Source organism: Acidovorax sp. 94, from assembly GCF_003634645.1.
Classification (GTDB): domain Bacteria; phylum Pseudomonadota; class Gammaproteobacteria; order Burkholderiales; family Burkholderiaceae_C; genus Acidovorax; species Acidovorax facilis.
Genome location: NZ_RBJA01000001.1, coordinates 4354538 through 4372921 on the forward strand (window position 1 = coordinate 4354538; position 18384 = coordinate 4372921).

19 protein-coding genes are annotated in these 18384 nt (G+C 65.6%); 12 read left to right on the forward strand and 7 right to left on the reverse strand.

Going from position 1 to position 18384, the window contains the following annotated elements; translation table 11 throughout:
• Nucleotides 1-3 precede the first annotated feature (3 nt).
• The 3 genes from C8C94_RS20020 to C8C94_RS20030 are packed head-to-tail and all read left to right on the forward strand — an operon-like array spanning nt 4 to nt 2385.
• Nucleotides 4-1452, forward strand: coding sequence for a CheW domain-containing protein (locus C8C94_RS20020; RefSeq protein ID WP_121421959.1), 1449 nt, complete (start codon nt 4-6; stop codon nt 1450-1452).
• Between the two features lie 40 nt (nt 1453-1492).
• On the forward strand, nt 1493-1990 hold the full coding sequence (locus tag C8C94_RS20025; RefSeq protein WP_055400728.1) for a GAF domain-containing protein: 498 nt from the start codon (nt 1493-1495) through the stop codon (nt 1988-1990).
• A 20-nt stretch (nt 1991-2010) separates the two neighbouring features.
• Nucleotides 2011-2385, forward strand: a complete 375-nt coding sequence (locus C8C94_RS20030) for a response regulator (protein ID WP_233573527.1) — start codon at nt 2011-2013, stop codon at nt 2383-2385.
• A gap of 33 nt (nt 2386-2418) precedes the next feature.
• Here the strand turns inward: C8C94_RS20030 and C8C94_RS20035 are convergent, their stop codons facing one another.
• Nucleotides 2419-3336 (reverse strand): LysR family transcriptional regulator, encoded by a 918-nt coding sequence (locus C8C94_RS20035; RefSeq protein WP_121421960.1) that lies wholly within the window; start codon nt 3334-3336, stop codon nt 2419-2421.
• A gap of 111 nt (nt 3337-3447) precedes the next feature.
• On the opposite strand from C8C94_RS20035, the gene gstA reads away from it, so the two are divergent.
• Genes gstA through C8C94_RS20050 form a run of 3 tightly spaced genes read left to right on the forward strand, consistent with a single transcriptional unit; the run spans nt 3448 to nt 4690 of the window.
• Nucleotides 3448-4056, forward strand: a complete 609-nt coding sequence (gene gstA, locus C8C94_RS20040) for a glutathione transferase GstA (RefSeq protein WP_121421961.1) — start codon at nt 3448-3450, stop codon at nt 4054-4056.
• A 32-nt stretch (nt 4057-4088) separates the two neighbouring features.
• On the forward strand, nt 4089-4316 hold the full coding sequence (locus C8C94_RS20045; RefSeq protein WP_121421962.1) for a 4-oxalocrotonate tautomerase family protein: 228 nt from the start codon (nt 4089-4091) through the stop codon (nt 4314-4316).
• Complete coding sequence (locus C8C94_RS20050) at nt 4313-4690, forward strand: nuclear transport factor 2 family protein (RefSeq protein WP_121421963.1); 378 nt, start codon at nt 4313-4315, stop codon at nt 4688-4690. Before C8C94_RS20045 ends, C8C94_RS20050 begins: the two co-directional genes overlap by 4 nt.
• 144 nt (nt 4691-4834) lie before the next feature.
• On the opposite strand, the gene C8C94_RS20055 is transcribed toward C8C94_RS20050, so the two are convergent.
• Nucleotides 4835-6739 carry a GspE/PulE family protein gene (locus C8C94_RS20055; protein WP_121421964.1) on the reverse strand — a complete coding sequence of 635 codons (1905 nt, stop codon included), beginning with the start codon at nt 6737-6739 and terminating at the stop codon, nt 4835-4837.
• A 22-nt stretch (nt 6740-6761) separates the two neighbouring features.
• Nucleotides 6762-7565: an exodeoxyribonuclease III gene (locus C8C94_RS20060; protein WP_121421965.1), complete on the reverse strand. Its 804-nt coding sequence runs from the start codon at nt 7563-7565 to the stop codon at nt 6762-6764.
• Nucleotides 7566-7575: 10 nt separating this feature from the next.
• Here C8C94_RS20060 and pyrE point away from each other — a divergent pair, with 10 nt between their 5' ends.
• Complete coding sequence (pyrE, locus tag C8C94_RS20065; RefSeq protein WP_121423003.1) at nt 7576-8274, forward strand: orotate phosphoribosyltransferase; 699 nt, start codon at nt 7576-7578, stop codon at nt 8272-8274.
• A gap of 5 nt (nt 8275-8279) precedes the next feature.
• A complete protein-coding gene (locus C8C94_RS20070) occupies nt 8280-8990 on the forward strand; it encodes a DUF4124 domain-containing protein (RefSeq protein WP_121421966.1) in 711 nt (236 codons plus the stop codon).
• 123 nt (nt 8991-9113) lie between these two features.
• Here C8C94_RS20070 and gatB read toward each other — a convergent pair whose 3' ends face one another.
• Genes gatB through gatC form a run of 3 tightly spaced genes read right to left on the reverse strand, consistent with a single transcriptional unit; the run spans nt 9114 to nt 12369 of the window.
• On the reverse strand, nt 9114-10562 hold the full coding sequence (gene gatB, locus C8C94_RS20075) for an Asp-tRNA(Asn)/Glu-tRNA(Gln) amidotransferase subunit GatB (protein ID WP_121421967.1): 1449 nt from the start codon (nt 10560-10562) through the stop codon (nt 9114-9116).
• A 1-nt stretch (nt 10563) separates the two neighbouring features.
• Nucleotides 10564-12057 carry an Asp-tRNA(Asn)/Glu-tRNA(Gln) amidotransferase subunit GatA gene (gatA, locus tag C8C94_RS20080; RefSeq protein WP_121421968.1) on the reverse strand — a complete coding sequence of 498 codons (1494 nt, stop codon included), beginning with the start codon at nt 12055-12057 and terminating at the stop codon, nt 10564-10566.
• Nucleotides 12058-12069: 12 nt separating this feature from the next.
• Nucleotides 12070-12369 carry an Asp-tRNA(Asn)/Glu-tRNA(Gln) amidotransferase subunit GatC gene (gene gatC, locus C8C94_RS20085; protein WP_121421969.1) on the reverse strand — a complete coding sequence of 100 codons (300 nt, stop codon included), beginning with the start codon at nt 12367-12369 and terminating at the stop codon, nt 12070-12072.
• A gap of 206 nt (nt 12370-12575) precedes the next feature.
• Here gatC and C8C94_RS20090 point away from each other — a divergent pair, with 206 nt between their 5' ends.
• The 4 genes from C8C94_RS20090 to mrdA all read left to right on the forward strand — a co-directional run bounded on the left by C8C94_RS20090 (nt 12576) and on the right by mrdA (nt 17262).
• On the forward strand, nt 12576-13619 hold the full coding sequence (locus tag C8C94_RS20090; protein WP_005798130.1) for a rod shape-determining protein: 1044 nt from the start codon (nt 12576-12578) through the stop codon (nt 13617-13619).
• 130 nt (nt 13620-13749) lie between these two features.
• A complete protein-coding gene (gene mreC, locus C8C94_RS20095) occupies nt 13750-14673 on the forward strand; it encodes a rod shape-determining protein MreC (protein WP_055394389.1) in 924 nt (307 codons plus the stop codon).
• 31 nt (nt 14674-14704) lie between these two features.
• The gene (gene mreD, locus C8C94_RS20100) at nt 14705-15223 is read left to right on the forward strand and encodes a rod shape-determining protein MreD (protein ID WP_121421970.1); all 519 of its coding nucleotides are present in this window, start codon (nt 14705-14707) and stop codon (nt 15221-15223) included.
• A 98-nt stretch (nt 15224-15321) separates the two neighbouring features.
• Nucleotides 15322-17262, forward strand: a complete 1941-nt coding sequence (gene mrdA / locus C8C94_RS20105) for a penicillin-binding protein 2 (protein WP_121423004.1) — start codon at nt 15322-15324, stop codon at nt 17260-17262.
• A 176-nt stretch (nt 17263-17438) separates the two neighbouring features.
• Here mrdA and C8C94_RS20110 read toward each other — a convergent pair whose 3' ends face one another.
• Nucleotides 17439-18335, reverse strand: coding sequence for a DMT family transporter (locus tag C8C94_RS20110; protein WP_121421971.1), 897 nt, complete (start codon nt 18333-18335; stop codon nt 17439-17441).
• Between the last annotated feature and the right edge of the window lie 49 nt (nt 18336-18384).

An 18384-nucleotide genomic window follows, 5' to 3' on the forward strand; every position in this document is an offset into this window, starting at 1 on the left:
GCGATGCAGGACCTGAACCCGCCCCCGGCCACTACCAGCCCTGCGGTGATTCCGCATGTGCATGTGCGTGTGGGCGGCTGCGATATCGCCGTTCCCATTGAACAGGTTCGCCAGGCCGTACCGCTGCCGCCGCAGGGCCTGACGGTGCTGCCGCGCCGCAGTGGCGCGTTGCTGGGTGTCGCCGATGTGGCGGGTGCGGCCGTGCCCATCGTGGCGCTAGAGCGCTGGCTGCCGCTGTCGGCGGCGGACGATGAGGACAACAGCGCTTCAAGGCTGCTGGTGCTGCAGCATGCAGATGCCCTGGTGGGCGTGCGCGTGGACGCCGTGCTGGGCGTGAAGCCAGTGGCTGCGGAAGGCGTGCGCAGGGTGCACCACACGCCGGACGACAACGAGCTGTTCGAGTCGGTGGTACCCGCGTCTGCGGCGGCCCCCACGCTGTGCATTCTGGAAGTGGCACGGCTGATGCGGCTGGCCCAGGCCTGGTGTGCGGCGGCGGAGCTGGCCCCCGCAAGGTCTGCGGGCGCAGCGGCGTTGGCGGCGCAAAGGTCGGGCGCCAGAGCGCAGCGGTTCGCGGTGTTCCTGATCGGACGGGAGCGGTGGGCGGTGCCTGTGGCCGCCGTGCAGCAGGTGGTGCCCCTGCCTGCGACGGATCTTGCGCTGGGGCGCAATGACCGCACCTGGGCCATTGGCCAGTGGCGGGAGCGCAAGCTGCCGCTGGTGGACATCAGCCAAGGCCGCCAGGCCAGCGATCGCCAGGCGGCACCGTGGATGGTGCTGGTGGGTCAGGGGCCGCTCGTGCTTGGGCTGACGGTGTCGGAGTGCGAGCAGTTTGTCGATGTGGCACCCGACGAGGTAGCCCGCACGCCCGAGGATGCCGTGATGGCCGGTGTGGTCCTGAGACCCGATCTGGGCAAGTTGCAGATACTGGATGTTGACAAGCTGTTCAGCCTCACCCCGGGTGCATCGATCAGCCGTGTCGCCCCTGCCGCATCGGCGCCTCGCAACGGCGCCGTGTCTTCAGACGCTGCCGAGCCCGTGCCTTATCTGGTCTTCGATGCCGATCAGCGCTATGCCTCTCCGGTCGAGGGTATTGTGGGTGTGGTGGAGATACCTCCGCAGGCCCGGGACGATCTTCGTCAGGGGCGGCAGGCCGTTCTTGCCTGGCGTGACCAGACCATCCGTGTCGTCAACCTGCCCGCCATTGCCCGGTCGGCGGCGGCGCCCGACCCGCTCTTGGCGGTACTCGTCCAGGCACCCGGGGACAGTGCAGCACCTATCGGCATCGGCATCCGCAGCCTGTGCGACTGGCTGCCCGCGCACAGCGCTCGGCGCAGCGGCATGCGCATGGGTGCCATGGGGGAGCTGGGGCTGATCAATGCACAAGGCGCGGTGGACGACCACGCCAATCTGGTGGTCGTCGATCTTGCTCAGATGGCCTATCTGCTGGGCTGAGCTGCCAAAACACCACCCTACCGCCAACACAGGATTCACCATGACCCCCGCACCCCTTCCTGCTGATGAGGACGAACGACTGAACGCCTTGCGCGCCCTGTTGCTTCTGGATACGCCGCCCGAAGAGCGCTTTGACCGCCTCGCACGCTTTGCCGCCGAGCAGCTGGGTACGCCCATTGCCCTGCTCACGCTGGTGGACGGGCAGCGTCAGTGGTTCAAGTCGCGTGTGGGCCTGGATGCCACAGAAACTCCGCGCGAGATCTCTTTCTGTGGGCACGCCATCCTGAAGGATGAGCTGTTTGTGGTCGAGGATGCCAGCAGTGACCCGCGCTTTTCCGACAACCCGTTGGTGACCGGAGACCCCCACATCCGCTTTTATGCGGGGGCGCCGCTCAGCGCCCCGGGTGGGCACCACATTGGCACGCTGTGCGTGATCGACACCGTGCCGCGCACCCTGGGGCGGGTGGAACGGTCGATTCTGGATGCACTGCGCCGTCTCGCCAACGAGACCTTGGCGGGACAAGAGGGCGAGGAATGACCGCGCCGCTGCCCCGGATCTTGCTGATCGAACCCCAGTTCGTGCTGCGGCGCACCATGGTCATGGTGGCCCGCGATCTCGGCATGGTGGATTTCCACGAGGCCAGCAGCGTGGGCCGGGCCCGCGCGATGCTGGCAGCCGACGCTTTTGATGGAATGGTCCTGGACCTCCAAGAGGGCCCGCAGGCCCTGGAGCTACTCAGCGATCTCCGGCAGGGTCGGTTCGCTGCGCCGCGCGATGCGCGGGTGGTGGTGCTGGCGGGCGGTGGCAACCCAGTGGACGTCGAACGTCTGCAGGGCCTGGGAGTGGCGCGGGTGCTGGGCAAGCCGGTGCGCATCAGTGAACTGCTCGACGCCATCGTGGGCGTGCAAGAGGAGGGTGCGCCCGCATCCTGACCCGTCTGTTTGCGCCCTGGTCACGGGGGAGCTTTATCGCGCAGCGAGCCGCTGCACCAGGAAATCCACCAGCACGCGTACGCGCAGCGGCATGTGCCGGTTGGCGGGGTACAGCAGCGAAAACGGGCGAGAGGCATCGGCATGGGCGGGCAGCACCTCCTGCAAGGCGCCGCCGTGCAGATCGGCTTCCACAATGAAACGGTAGGTCTGCAGCAGCCCTGCGCCTGCACGCGCCAGGGTCACGGGGCCCAGGATGTCGTCGGCGCAGCGCAGGTGGCCTTGGGTGGGCACCTCCACATCGCGCCCGGCGGCGTCGCGCAGTATCCATGGCACCGCCTGGCCGCTGCTGGGCAGCACAAACTGGATGCATTCGTGCGCCGCCAGGTCGGCGATGGCATGCGGCGTGCCGCAACGCGCCAGGTACGCCGGGGCAGCGACCACCACCAGGGCGGCGTCCTCCAGCTTGCGCGCCACCAGCCCCGAGTCGATGGGGGCTCGACCGCGCACGGCCAGGTCAAAGCCTTCTTCGGTGAAGTCCACGTTGCGGTTGCTCAACTGCAGCTCCAGCTCCACGTCGGGGTAGGCCTGCGCAAATGCGGGCAGCAGGGGCAGGATGCGGCAGTGCCCGTAGGAGGTGGGCAGGCTGAAGCGCACGAGGCCTGCCGGGCTTTGCTGTTGGCCCGACAGCTCGCGTTCTGCCTCGGCCAGCTGGCCCAGCGCCTGGCGGCATTGCTCGTAGTAGCGCTTGCCTGCGTCGGTCAGCCGCACCTGGCGCGTGGTGCGCTGGAACAGCCGCACGCCCAGGCGCGCCTCCATGCGCGCCACCGATCGGCTCACGGCCGCCGCCGTCAGCCCGGCCGCCTGGGCGGCGGCCGTGAAGCTTTGCCACTGCGCGGTCAGGCAGAACAGTTCGATGCTGCCCAGCTTCAGGTCGTCAAATTGGCGCGCCATGTTCTGTTTATTACTTGATGTAATCAGTGAAATTCCGGACGCCTAGTTTATTGCTGTTTGCATCCTCAATACCATTGCTTCATCTTTCCACCACGCTCCAAAGGCAACCCCATGAAGCTGTACTTTTCTCCCGCCGCCTGCTCCCTGTCGCCCCACATCCTGCTGCGCGAATGTGGCCTCACTTTCGAATTGGAAAAGGTCGATACCGAGCGCCACCGCACGGCAGACGGGCGCGATTTTTATGCCATCAACCCCAAAGGCCAGGTGCCTGTGCTGGAGCTGGCGGACGGCTCCCGCCTCACCGAAGGCCCGGTCATTGCGCAATACATCGCCGACCAGGCCCAGGCCACGCAGCTCATGCCCGCAGCTGGTACGCTGGCGCGCTACCGGGTGATGGAGTGGCAGAACTACGTGAGCACCGAGCTGCACAAGTCCTTCACGCCCTTGTTCCACGCCGGGCTGGACGACAACGCCAAGGCCACGCTGGCCGCTCTGCTGCGCAAGAAGATGGGCTGGCTGGACGCGCAGCTGCAGCACGGCCCCTACCTGACGGGCGAGCACTTCACGGCGGCCGATGCCTACCTTTTTGTGGTGCTGGGCTGGGCCAAGTTCGTGAAGCTGGATATCAGCGACCTGGCCCATCTGCAGGCTTTCCTGCGCCGTGTGGCCGCGCGCCCCGCCGTGCAGGCCGCGATGCGGGCCGAAGGGTTGCTGGGCTGAGAGGCCATTGCTTCATCCCAAGGAAAATAGCCATGCCTTACATCAACATCAAAGTGACCCGTGAAGGCGTCAGCAGTGCGCAAAAAGCGGCGCTGATCCAAGGCGCAACCGATTTGCTGGTGCGCGTTCTGAACAAGGAGCCCGCCACCACCTTTGTGGTAATCGACGAGGTCGAGACCGACAACTGGGGCGTGGCGGGTGAAACGGTGACCGTGCGCCGCCAGCGCGCTCGCGCCGCCGCCGACGGGAGCGCGCCATGAGTGACCCGCGCTTTGACGCAGTCGCCGCCGTGCTGCAGGAATATTTCGACGGTCTGTGCCACAGCGATACACAGCGCCTGCGCCGCGTGTTCCACCCGCAGGCGGTCTATGCCTGCGCCACGGCCGAGCCTGCGCTGATCCTGCGCATGGAGGAATATTTCCCCATCGTGGACCAGCGCCCCTCGCCCGCCAGCCGGGGCGAGACGGTGCAGGAGCGCATCCTGTCCATCGAGTTTGCCGGGCCGGTGACCGCTTTGGCCAGGGTGGAATGCGCCATCCTGCCCAAGCACTTCACCGACCTGCTGACCCTGATCCACGTGGACGGGCGCTGGCAGATCATTGCCAAGGTGTTTCACTACGAGCTGGATCGCTGAGGCGGCGGTGCGCGCAAGCCGGTGGGCGAGTTCCTCTTCTCGGAAGGACTCATTGATTGATAGCTTCTAGCGCTTGTCAGATAAGCGCTAGAGCCCAATTTGGCTAAAAAACCGGCGGCAGGCATCACCGGCGGTGGGCCCGCCTCACAGGTTGGTTGCCGCGACCACTTCCGACATGTCGGTCAGCCCCTGCAGCACCTTCTCGATGCCGTCCTGGCGCAGGGTCAGCATGCCAGCGGCCAGTGCCGAGTGGCGGATGTCCGAGGCGGGGGCGCGGTGGCGGATGTGCTGGCGAATAGTCTCGTCGCTCATCATCAGCTCATGGATGCCCAGCCGGCCGTGGTAGCCATGGCCTTCGCACTTCGTGCAGCCCACATGGCGCCACAGGCGCAGCTCGCCCTGTGCGCCGCCGTGCTGCTGGCGCCAGCGCGCCACCTGTGCTTCGCGGGCCTCGGGGGAGTTGTTGGTGCCACTGTCCAGGTACTGCGATGCCAGGCCCAGCAGCGTGTCGTGGTCGGCCACACGCGGCTCGCGGCAGGCTGTGCACAGGCGGCGCACCAGGCGCTGGGCCAGGATGGCGAGCAGCGAATCGGAGAAGTTGAACGGGTCCAGGCCAATCTCCAGCAGCCGCGCAATGCTCTCGGGCGCCGAGTTAGTGTGCAGGGTGGACAGCACCAGGTGTCCCGTCAGCGAGGCCTCGATGGCGATGCGCGCGGTTTCCTCGTCGCGCATCTCGCCGATCATGATCACGTCGGGGTCGGCGCGCAAAAAGGTGCGCATGGCGGCGGCAAAGGTCCAGCCGATGCGCGGGTTCACCTGCACCTGGCGCAGGCCTTCCTGCGTGATCTCGATGGGGTCTTCGGCCGTCCAGATCTTGCGGCCTGCGGTGTTGATGTCGCGCACCACCGAGTGCAGCGTGGTCGTCTTGCCGCAGCCCGTAGGGCCGCACACCAGCACCAGGCCATAACTTTTTTGCACCACGGAGCGCAGCGCCAGCAGGTTGGGCTGGCTCAGGCCGATGTTCTCCAGCGGCAGGGGCTTGGCACCCGCCAGCAGGCGCAGCACCACGTCTTCCAGTCCGCGCGAGGTGGGCACGGTGACTACGCGCAGCTCCACGGGCGGGCCTCCGAAGCGCGCGAAGTCGATCTTGCCGTCCTGGGGCTTGCGGTGCTCGGAGATGTCCATGCCCGCCATGATCTTGATGCGCGCCACCATCGCAAAGCGGTAGCGCGCGGGCAGCTCCAGGTAGGGCGTGAGGTCGCCGTCGATGCGCAGGCGGATGCGCACGTTCTGCGGCGCGGGCTCGGTCTCGATGTGGATGTCGGACGCGCGGTGGTGGATGGCTTCGTCGATCACCGAGTTGATGAGCCGCACCAGGGTGTTGTCCGACTCGCTGATCACGTCGGCCTGCTCGGAGTCTGCGTCCGGGACGGTGCTGCCTAGGTTGGCGGCCAGCTCGCGCGAGGTGGCTCGGGCGGCGGTGGTGGCGTCGGCGCCGCCAGACTGGGTGCGGTAGGCGCGGTGGATGGCGGGCATCAGTGTGCCTGGCGCGGCCTGCAGCGGAATGAGCCGCCGCTGCGTGAGAAACCGCAGTTCGTCCAGCAGCACGCGATCGAGCGGGTCGGCCATCAGCAGCACCAGCGCGTCATCGCGGGCAATCAGCGGCAGCACCGATTCACGCTCTGCCATCGCCCGGGGCACCATGGCCAGGGCCGCCGCATCGGGCGTGATGTCACCGGGGTGCACGGTGTAGTCGCCCAGCCACGCGGCAATGACCTGGCGCAACTGCTCCTGGGTCAAGATACCGTCATCCACCAGGATCTGCCCGATCAGCCGGTTCTGCCCGGCGCTGCGCTCCTGCTGCTGGGCCTGCAGGCCGTCTTGCAGGGCCGACGGGGACAACATGCCGGCGTGGATCAGCGCTTCACCCAGGTGCCGCGCCTTGCCGACGGTGGGGTGGGGGGCGGAGAGCTGTTTCCACAAGGATTCCGCATTGGGCGGGCGGAATCCGTGGGCGGGGAGGGCGGTGGAAACAGCGGTGTCGTTCATCGAGGGTCAGGAGCGGGCATCGTCAAAGGCTGAAGTCGTAGTCCACCGTGATGGGAGCGTGGTCTGAGAACTTTTCACCTTTGTAGATGGATTCAGCACGTGCCAGCGCCGCGAGCGCGGGGGTGGCCAGGTGGTAGTCCAGCCGCCAACCCACGTTGTTGGCATACGCCTGCCCCCGGTTGCTCCACCATGTGTAGGCGGTATCTGTGGCGGTAGGTTGTAACTGACGGTAAACGTCTATGATGCCGCCGCCCTCATCAGTTGTGTGCAACAGTTTTGTCATCCAGGCCCGTTCTTCGGGTAAAAAACCACTGTTTTTCTGGTTGCTGCGCCAGTTTTTGAGGTCGATTTGCTGGTGCGCAATGTTGATGTCGCCGCACAGAATGAAGTCACGTTCGCGCTTGACTTTCATCAGGTGGGGATGGATCTCGGCCAGGAACCGGAACTTCGCCTGCTGGCGTTCTTCGCCCGAGGAACCACTCGGAAAGTAAGCGCTGATGATCGACAGCTTGCGGGCCGGTGTGTCAAAACGCAGCTCCACATATCGACCTTCTGTATCGAACTCTGCTGACCCATAGCCAATGACTACATCAGAGGGTTCGTGCCGGGTATAGATGCCCACGCCGGAATAGCCCTTTTTCTGGGCAAAGTGGAAGTGGCCCTGCAGGCCCGCCATGCGCTCGAACCGGTTGGCCATGTCGGCCGCCTGGGCCTTCACTTCCTGCACACAAATACAATCCGGCCGCGTGGCTGCCATCCAGCTTTCCACGCCTTTGCTGGTGGCCGAGCGGATGCCATTGAGATTGAGGCTGGTTAACTTGAACAAGGAATTCCCCATGGTGGATGTTGGCGCGCAAACCTCTGAACAGGGCCAGCTGGCGCAGGATTTTGTACGTTTTGCCGTCGAATCGGGCGTGCTGCGGTTTGGCGAATTCAAGACCAAGGCGGGGCGCCTGAGCCCGTATTTCTTCAATGCAGGGCTGTTCGACGATGGCAGCAAGATCGGGCGGCTCGCGGAATTCTATGCAAAAGCCCTGCTGGCCAGCGGCATCGAATTCGACATGGTGTTTGGCCCTGCCTACAAGGGCATTCCGCTGGCCGCTACCGTGGCCGTGGAGCTGGCGCGCCTGGGCCGCAACGTGCCCTTTGCTTACAACCGCAAGGAGGCCAAGGACCACGGCGAGGGCGGCACGCTGGTGGGCGCACCCCTCAAAGGCCGGGTGCTGATCGTGGACGACGTGATGTCGGCTGGCACCGCCGCCCGCGAGTCCATCGCCATCATCCGCGCTGCGGGTGCTACGCCGCATGCGGTTGCAATTGCGCTGGACCGCCAGGAAAAAGCCACGGAGAATGGCCAGGACGTGGACCACAGCGCCGTGCAGTACGTGCGCGAGCAACTGGGCATGCAGGTGTGTGCCATTGCCCGGTTGGCAGACTTATTGCTGTATCTCTCCCAAAACGGGGAAGAGGGGATGCGCTCGCATCACGAAAAGGTGCTGGCCTATCGCCAGCGGTACGGTGTTAACGAAGGGTAGACCATTTGAGCAAGTCGGCGTGGATCATGGGCGGGGTGATGCTGCTCACCCTGGGCGCAGAGCTGGCCTCGGCACAGTCCCAGGGTGCGACGGGCGGTATTTACACGTGCGTGGACCGCAACGGCCGTCGGCTGACGGCCGACCGGCCCATCCCGGAATGCCTGGACCGCGAGCAGCGCGAACTCAGCCCTTCGGGCATCACGCGCCGCCAGATTGGCCCCTCGCTCACCGAGCTGGAGCGCGCAGCCCAGGACGCCCAGAACCGCAAGGATGCCGAAGAGCGCGCCCGTGTGGTGGAAGAGCGCCGCCGCGAACGCGTGCTGGTGGCCCGCTACCCCGACAAGGCCGCCCACGATGTGGAGCGCGCTGCGGCCATCCAGATGGTGGATGACGTGACGGCCACCGCAGAAAAGCGAACGCTGGAGCTGAAGGCGGAGCGCAAGAAGCTCGATGTGGAGATGGAGTTCTACAAGAAGGACCCCAACAAGGCCCCCATGACGCTGCGCCGCAAGATCGCTGAGATTGACGACAGCCTGGCCGAGCAGCAGCGCTTCATCGCGGGGCAAGACCAGGAAAAGCGCCGCGTGCATGCGCGGTTTGACACCGAGCTGTCGCAGTTGCGCAAGCTGTGGGATGCGCAGCGTGTGCCCCCCTCCGCAGCGTCTGCTGTCGCGGCGCCCGCTGCCAGCGCGGTGCCCGCGGGCGGCAGCCGATAACCCACCAAGTTAGGGTCGCAGCGGACCAGAGAACGCGCCGCATCGCTGCCTCGGATGGACAGCATGAAAACAAAGGGGCCGAAAGGCCCCTTTGTTTTTGCGGCAGTTTCAACAGTCTTGCGCTCAGCCCGCCAGTTTGGCGCGCAGCAGTTCGTTGACCTGCGTCGGATTGGCCTTGCCCTTGCTGGCCTTCATGATCTGGCCGACCAGCGCGTTGAAGGCCTTGTCCTTGCCCGCGCGGAACTGCGTCACGTTGTCGGGGTTGGCGGCAATCACTTCGTCGATGATCTTCTCCAGCGCGCCGGAGTCGTTCATCTGTTTGAGGCCCTTGGATTCGATGACGGCATCCACGTCGTTGGACTCTCCGGTCCACAGCGCATCAAACACCTGCTTGGCGGCGTTGTTGGAGATCGTGCCGTCGGCAATGCGGCCGATCAATGCGGCCAGCTGCGCTGCAGTTACAGGAGCTTGCTCGATACCGGTCTCCGCCATATTCAGGCGGCGCGACACCTCTCCCATGATCCAGTTGCTGGCCAGCTTGGGCTGGCTGCAGGCTTTGGCGGCCGCTTCAAAGTACGCCGCCATGGCCTTGCTCTGCGTGAGCGTGGTGGCGTCGTACTCGGGCAGGCCATAGTCCGCCACAAAACGGGCGGCCATGGTGCGAGGCAATTCAGCCATCTGCGCACGTTCATCCTGCACCCACTGCTCTGAAATGTGTAGTGGAGGCAGGTCGGGGTCTGGGAAGTAGCGGTAGTCCGCCGCATCTTCCTTGGTCCGCATCGCGCGCGTTTCGCCCGTGTCCGGGTCGAACAGCACGGTGGCCTGCTGGATCGCGTGGCCGTCCTCGATCTGCTCGATCTGCCAGCGGATCTCGTAGTCGATGGCCTGCTGCATGAACTTGAACGAGTTCAGGTTCTTGATCTCGCGTCGCGTGCCCAATTCGGCGCCGGGCTTGCGCACCGACACGTTGGCGTCGCAGCGGAAGCTGCCTTCCTGCATGTTGCCGTCGCAGATGCCGATCCAGGTCACGATCTTGTGCAGCTCTTTCGCGTAGGCCACGGCCTCTTCGGACGAGCGCATGTCGGGCTCCGTCACGATCTCCAGGAGCGGTGTGCCCGCGCGGTTCAGGTCGATACCACTCTGGCCGATGAAGTCTTCATGCAAGGACTTGCCTGCGTCTTCTTCGAGGTGGGCGCGCACCAGGCGCACGGTCTTTTTCTCATCGCCCAGAAAGAATTCCACCTCACCGCCTTGCACCACCGGAATCTCGAACTGGCTGATCTGGTAGCCCTTGGGCAGGTCGGGGTAGAAGTAATTCTTGCGCGCAAAAATGCTCACTGGCGCAATGTAGGAGCCCAGTGCCAGTCCTAATTTGATAGCGCAGGCCACGGCCTCGCGGTTCATCACGGGCAGGGTGCCCGGCAGGGCCAGGTCCACCGCGCAGGCTTGCGTGTTGGGCTCGGCGCCAAAAGCGGTGGGCGCGCGGCTGAAAATTTTGCTCTGGGTGGCGAGCTGGGTGTGGGTTTCGAAGCCGATGACAACTTCGTAGCCATGGATCAGTTTGGCGGTCATGTCAGAAGCCCTCCGGACGGCGGAGGTGGAAGTCGGTGGCTTGCTGCAGGCGGTGCGCAGCGTTCAGGAGGCGGGCTTCCTGGAAGTAGTTGCCCAGCAACTGCAGGCCCACTGGCATGCCGCCCTCGCCAAAACCGGCGGGCACGCTCATGCCGGGCAGCCCGGCCAGCGAGCCGGGCAGGGTGAAAATGTCGGCCAGGTAGTCGGCCAGCGGGTCGTTGCCATGGTCGCCCAGCTTCCAGGCCACCGTGGGGGCCACCGGGCCGGCGATCAGGTCGCAGTCCTTGAAGGCATTCTGGAAGTCGTCGGCGATCATGCGGCGGATCTTCTGTGCCTGCAGGTAATAGGCGTCGTAGTAGCCGTGCGAGAGCACATAGGCGCCGATCATGATGCGGCGCTTGACCTCGTCGCCAAAACCTTCGGCGCGGGTCTTCTTGTACATGTCCACCAGATCGGTGTAGTCCTTGGCGCGATGGCCGAACTTCACGCCGTCAAAGCGGGAGAGGTTGGACGATGCTTCGGCCGGAGCAATGATGTAGTAGACCGGAATGGACAGCTGCGTGCGCGGCAGGCTGATGGGCACGAGCTTGGCGCCGAGCTTCTCGTATTCCTTCAGGGCACCATCTACGGCGGCGCGCACATCGGGCGCCAGGCCTTCTCCAAAGAACTCGGCGGGGATGCCGATGCGCAGGCCGTCGATGCTGTCGTTGAGCTTGGCGCTGAAGTTTTCTGCAGGCACATCGAGCGACGTGGAGTCGCGGTCCGGGTCGGGGCCGCACATGGCGGACAGCAGCAGCGCGCAGTCTTCGGCCGAGCGGGCCATGGGGCCGGCCTGGTCGAGGCTGGAGGCAAACGCGATCATGCCGTAGCGGCTGGCGCGCCCATAGGTGGGCTTGATGCCGGTAATGCCGCAGAACGAGGCGGGCTGGCGGATGGAGCCGCCGGTGTCGGTGCCGGTGACGGCCGGGGCCAGGCGTGCGGCCACGGCCACGGCGCTGCCGCCGGACGAGCCGCCCGGGATGCGGTCGGTGGCCCAGGGGTTGCGCACGGGGGCGGGGGCGTCAAAGCCCACGGGGGCGACGGCCGAGTTTTCGTTGGCCGAGCCCATGGCGAACTCGTCGCAGTTGAGCTTGCCCAGTGTCACGGCGCCCGCGTCGGCGAGCTTGGTGACCACGGTGGCGTCAAAGGGCGACTGGTAGCCCGCGAGCATCTTGGAGCCGGCGGTGCTGGGGAAATCCTTGGTGACAAAGATGTCCTTGTGCGCAATCGGCACGCCCGCCAGCGGGCCGGCGGTGCCTGCGGCGATGGCTGCGTCTTGCGCGCGGGCCTGGGCCAGGGTGATGTCCGGGTTCACGGCCACGTAGGCGCCCAGGTTCTGGTGGGCCTGTGCGCGGGCGAGGAAATGCTGGGCGGCCTCGACGGCCGAGACGCGGCGCTCGCGCAGCTCGGTGGCCAGCTGGGCCACGCCCAGGTCATGCAATGCGGTGGAAGTCATGCGGCGGGGCTCTTACTCGATCACTTTGGGCACGAGGAACAGGCCTCGTTCGACAGCGGGGGCGCTTTGCTGGTTGGCTTCGCGCTGGTTGGGCTCGCTGGCCAGGTCTTCGCGCAGGCGCAGCTGCACGTCCTGGATGGCGGCCACGGGGTGGGCCAGGGGCGTGACGCCCGAGGTATCCACAGCCCGCATCTGTTCCACGATGTCAAAGAAACCATTGAGCTGCGTGAGTATGCGCTCACTTTCGGAAGGTGTCAGCTCAAGCCGCGCCAAGTTGGCAATGCGGCCGATGTCCTGGGGGGTCAGTGCCATAGGGAGGAGAATCTAGAGAAACCAGAAGTAAAGCTGTGATCCGGTGCTCGCCGGAGGGAGTTATTCACAGGGGATGGGGTATTATCCCGGCTTTGCCGCAAAGCTCCCGGAATGGGAGTCAATTGCGTGAAAAAAGCCAATAAACACCCCTGAAATACCTGGCGATGGCAGGCCGACGTGCATGCCGTGCCCGAGAGGACTTTTGAATGTTCGGAGCTTTCCGTCGGTACTTCTCCACCGACCTTGCCATTGACCTTGGCACAGCCAACACCCTCATCTTCGCCCGCGACAAAGGTATCGTTCTTGATGAACCTTCCGTCGTCGCCATCCGCCACGAAGGTGGCCCCCACGGCAAGAAAGTCATCCAGGCCGTAGGTCGTGAAGCCAAGGCCATGTTGGGCAAGGTGCCCGGCAACATCGAAGCCATCCGGCCCATGAAGGATGGCGTGATCGCCGACTTCGTGATCACCGAGCAGATGATCAAGCAGTTCATCAAGATGGTGCACCCGCGCACGCTGTTCACCCCCAGCCCGCGCATCATCATCTGTGTGCCCTGCGGCTCCACCCAGGTCGAGCGCCGCGCCATCAAGGACGCGGCCGAGGCTGCGGGCGCCACGGCGGTGTACCTGATCGAAGAACCCATGGCTGCTGGCATCGGCGCTGGTCTGCCCGTCTCGGAAGCCTCGGGCTCCATGGTCGTGGACATCGGTGGCGGCACCACCGAAGTGGGCGTGATCTCGCTGGGCGGCATGGTCTACAAGGGCAGCGTCCGCGTGGGCGGTGACAAGTTTGACGAGGCCATCATCAGCTACATCCGCCGCAACTACGGCATGTTGATCGGCGAGCCCACGGCCGAAGCCATCAAGAAGAACATCGGTTCGGCCTTCCCGGGCTCCGAAGTGCGCGAGATGGAAGTCAAGGGCCGCAACCTCAGCGAGGGCGTGCCACGCAGCTTCACCATTTCGTCCAACGAAGTGCTGGAAGCCCTGACCGACCCGCTCAACCAGATCGTCTCGGCCGTGAAGAACGCGCTGGAACAAACCCCTCCTGAGCTGGGCGCCGACATTGCCGACCGGGGCATGATGCTGACCGGCGGTGGCGCTCTGCTGCGCGACCTGGACCGCCTGCTGGCCGAGGAAACCGGCCTGCCCGTGCTGGTGGCCGAAGACCCGCTGACCTGCGTGGTGCGCGGCTGCGGCATCGCCCTGGAGCGCATGGACCGTCTGGGCAGCATTTTCACGAGCGAGTAAGCCAGCGGGCCTGTATGCTGCAGGCACTTTTTTCGCTCTGAATTGCATGACTGCACCTGCTCCAATGCTTGTTTCTGAGCACCCGCCCGTGGATGTGTCTCCACGGTGCCGACCCTGACCGCTGCGCACCATGCCCCTGGGTACTCTGGAGCGCAGCGCTCCCCCTTTCTTCAAACAGGGCCCTTCGGCCCTGTCGCGTTTGGCTGTGTTCAGCGCGCTGGCGCTTTTCCTCATGGTGGCCGATGCACGCTTTCAGATCACCGGCCCCTTCCGTCAGGCCGTGGCCACGGTGCTGTACCCCGTGCAGTGGCTCATGCTGCAGCCCGTGGAATTCGCCAGCCACGGGCGCAGCTATTTCCAGTCGCTGCAAACCGCGCAGGATGACCTGGATGCCGCCCGCAAGAAAATGACCGTGATGGGCCAGCGGGCCAACCAGGCAGATCAGCTGGCGATGGAAAACCAGCGGCTGCGCAAACTGCTGGAGCTGCGCGACCGGCTGCAGACACCCGCCCAGGCGGCCGAGGTGATCTACGACACGGCCGACCCCTACACGCGCCGCGTGGTGCTGGACCGGGGGCAGATGGGTGGCGTGGAACTGGGCGCCCCCGTGATGGATGAAGCCGGTGTGCTGGGTCAGGTCACCCGCGTGTTCCCGCTGGTCAGCGAAGTCACCTTGCTGGTAGACCGCGATCAGGCGATTCCGGTGCTGAACATCCGTACCGGTGTGCGCGGCGTGGCCTATGGCGACCCGGTAGCGGGCCATGGCGGTGGCATGGAGCTGCGCTTCATGCCCGCCAATGCAGACATTCGCGAGGACGACCTGCTGACCACCAGCGGTGTGGACGGTCTGTACCCGCCCGGCCTGCCTGTGGCGCGCGTGGTGCGGGTGGAGCGCCGTGCCGACTCTGCGTTTGCGCGCATCTATTGCATACCGCTCGCCCAGGTGCAGGGCGCGCGCCATGTGGTGGTGCTCAAGCCGCTGGCCGACAATGAACTGGCGCGTCCCGAACCCGCCCCGGCTGTCCCCGCCAACAAGCGCGGAGGCCGCAAGTGAGCCACCGCTTGACCCCACAAGGAGGCCCACGATGATCATGCCGCGTGGTGAGCCCCTGCTGATGCCGGTGAACCCGGTCTTCATCTGGGCCAGCTTGGCTGTGGGCCTGGCCATCAACATGCTGCCGCTGGGCCGCATCGTCTGGACGCCCGATGTGCTCATGGTGTTGTTGGTCTTCTGGGGTGTGCACCAGCCGCTGCGCATTGGCATGGGGGTAGCATTCCTGCTGGGCCTGTGCATGGACGTGAGCCAGTCGGCGCTGCTGGGCCAGCATGCGCTGTCCTATACCGTGCTGTCGTTTGGCGCGATTGCCATTCACCGCCGCCTGCTGTGGTTCAGCGTGCCGTCGCAGGCCTTACAGGTGTTGCCCCTGTTTGCCCTCGCCCACGTGATCGAGCTCTTGCTGCGGATGGCGTCCGGGGGCATATTCCCGGGGCTGTGGAGTTTTCTCGCACCGGTGCTGGAGGCCTTGCTGTGGCCCCTGGCCAGCTGGGTGCTTCTGGCTCCGCAGCGCCGCCCGCCCGACCGCGACCAGAACCGGCCTCTGTAGCCCATGCCTTTCTTGATGCCCGCGCATTTCGCCAGCGTTCCGCCTTGGCCCCTGGGGGTTGAGCCTGGGCTTGCGCGCGCCCGAATGGGAGGGTGGGCGTGACTGAGGTGCGCAGCAGCGAAGCCGATGCTTCGCGCTTTCGGGTGCGGGCCCTGGTCATCGGCGCCCTGGTGTTTTTTGCGTTCTGCCTCATTGCTGCCCGGCTGGTGTATCTGCAGGTGGTCCGGCACGAAGACTTGGCGGCGCAGGCCGAGAGCAACCGCACGGCGGTGGTGCCCATCGTGCCCAACCGGGGGCTCATCCTGGACCGCAACGGCGTGGTGCTGGCCACCAACTATTCGGCCTACACACTGGAGATCACGCCCTCGCGCGTCGGGGTGCTGGACGAGACCGTCGACGAGCTGTCCAAGGTGGTGGAAATCCAGAGCCGTGACCGGCGCCGCTTCAAGCGGCTCATGGAAGAGTCGCGCAACTTCGAGTCCCTCCCCATCCGCACGCGGCTGACCGACCAGGAAGTGGCGCGGTTCACCGCACAGCGCTACCGTTTTCCGGGCGTGGACATCAAGGCACGGTTGTTTCGCAACTACCCGCTGGGTGACGTGGCCAGCCATGCCATCGGCTACATCGGCCGCATCAACCAGACGGAGAAGGCGCGCATCCAGGACTCCGAAGACGAGGCCAACTACCGGGGCACCGAATACATCGGCAAGCTGGGCATCGAGCAGAGCTTCGAGTCGGCCCTGCACGGCGCCACCGGGGTCGAGCAGATGGAGACTTCGGCCGGGGGGCGGGCGGTGCGCAAGCTCTCCAGCCACGCGGCCACGCCCGGCGACAGCGTGATGCTGTCGATCGACATCAAGCTGCAAAAGCTCATTGAAGACATGTACGGCAACCGCCGGGGCGCGTTGGTGGCCATCGACCCGCGCAACGGCGAGATCCTGGCGCTGGTGAGCAAGCCCACCTTCGATCCCAATCTGTTCGTCGAAGGCATCGACGTGGAGAACTGGACCGCGCTCAACGAATCCATCGACAAGCCCCTGCTCAACCGCGCCATGCGCGGCACCTACCCGCCGGGCTCCACCTACAAGCCTTTCATGGCGCTGGCCGCGCTGCAGCTGGGCAAGCGCTCGCCCAGCATGGTGGTCAACGACCCGGGCTTTTATACCTTCGGCGGCCACACCTTCCGCAGCCACGAGGGCGGGCTGGGCGGGGTGGACATGCACCGCGCCATCCAGCAGTCGAGCAACACGTATTTCTATTCGCTGGCGGTGGAGATGGGTGTCGATGCCATCCATGACTTCATGAAGCCGCTGGGCTTTGGACAGTCCACGGGCATCGACCTCAATGGCGAAGTGCGCGGCACCTTGCCCAGCACCGAGTGGAAGCGCAATGCCTACAAGCGCCCCGAGATGAAGCGCTGGTTCCCCGGCGAAACCGTGTCGCTGGGCATTGGCCAGGGCTACAACAACTTCACGATGCTGCAGCTGGCGCTGGCGCAGGCCACGCTGGCCAATGGCGGTATTCGCTACCGGCCGCACATGGCCAAGGCGGTGAAAAACGCGGTCACGGGCGTCGTCACCGAGATCAGCCAGCCGCCGGGAGTGGATCTGGGTTTTTTGCCGAAGAACGTGGACATCGTGCGCAACGCCATGGTGGCGGTGAACAAGGGCGGCACCGGCACGCGCGTGTTTGCCGGGGCGCCCTACACCTCGGGCGGCAAGACCGGCACAGCCCAGGCGGTGACGATGGGCCAGAACGTCAAATACAACGCCAAGGCGCTGGAAGAACACCAGCGTGACCACTCGCTGTTTGCCGCCTTTGCTCCTGCCGAAAACCCCACCATCGTGATTGCGGCCATCGTGGAAAACGCCGGTTTCGGCGCTGCGCACGCCGCCCCCATCGCGCGCCGGGTGTTTGACTACTGGCTGCTGGGCGACTATCCCAACGAGGAAGACATGGCGGCTGTGCAAAAAGGCCTGGCCTCGGCCCCGATCGGCAAGCCCCGCAAAGCGGTCGATGTGCCGCTGATTGCGCCATAGTTTGCTATATAAATAATAGCTGTTTGCGCTTTGTGGATAAGCGCTAGAGTCCGTTTTGGCTTGAAATGGCCGCGCCCGTGGTGCCCGTGCCACCTGTGGAACAGGCTCCGCCAGACCATGGGTGGCGTTCCCCTGAGAGGAACGCGCGGAACGGCTCGGAGGGCGTACCGCGCCTCTCAGGCCCGTTGCGTCCGGCCTGCGCGCGCAGCAGGCTGGATCTGGCTGAACACCAGCGCTGCCACGATGAGCGCGGCGCCACCGAGCCCCGCCCAGCCCAGCCTTTCCCCGAGCAGCACCCAGGCTGTGAGGGCCGCGAACACCGGCTCCAGCCCGAACACGATGGTGCTGCGCATGGCGTCCACGCGCTGCTGGCCCCAGGCCTGCAGCGTCACCACCACGACGCTGGCCAGCAGGCCCAGGTACAGCAGCGCCAGCAACGCATCCAGAGGCAGGTCGGCCACGGACCGTAGCCAGCCCATGCCCTCGCCCTGCGCAAGCAGCAGCGCGGTGGACGCCAGCGCCATCACCGTGGCCTGCGCGGCGGCCATGCGGGTGGCCCGCAGCGGCTGCGCGGCCGTGCGGCGTGCGCACTCTTCCAGCGCCAGGATGTACAGCGCGTAGAACACGGTGCTGGCCAGCGTCAGCGTATCGCCCAGGTTCCAGGGCTCGTTTTCGTGGAACATCAGGGCCATGCCCGCCAGCGCCATCACGCAGGCACCCCAGAGTCGCCAGCCATAGCGCCGTCCCAGGAAGGCCATGGCGATCAGCGGCACCACCAGCACGTTCAGGCCGGTGACAAACGCATTGCGGTTGCTGCTGGTGCGCGCGAGGCCCTCGATCTGCAGCCAGAACGCCAGGAACAGCAGCAACCCCAGCGCGCAGCCCCAGCGCCGCTCGTGGCGCAGCATGCCGCGCCACAACGGCGCCAGCACCAGCAGCGCGATCACGAACCGCAGCCAGATGATCTGCAGCGCGTCCAGGTGCGCCGAGAGCAGTTTCATGGCCGGGAAGGTGGTGCCCCACACCACGGTCACAGCCAACAGGGCCATCAGGCCCCAGCGTTCAGTACGCATCGGAAGAATTCCCCAAAACCAAAAGAAAAAAGGGCCGCCGGTTGCCCGG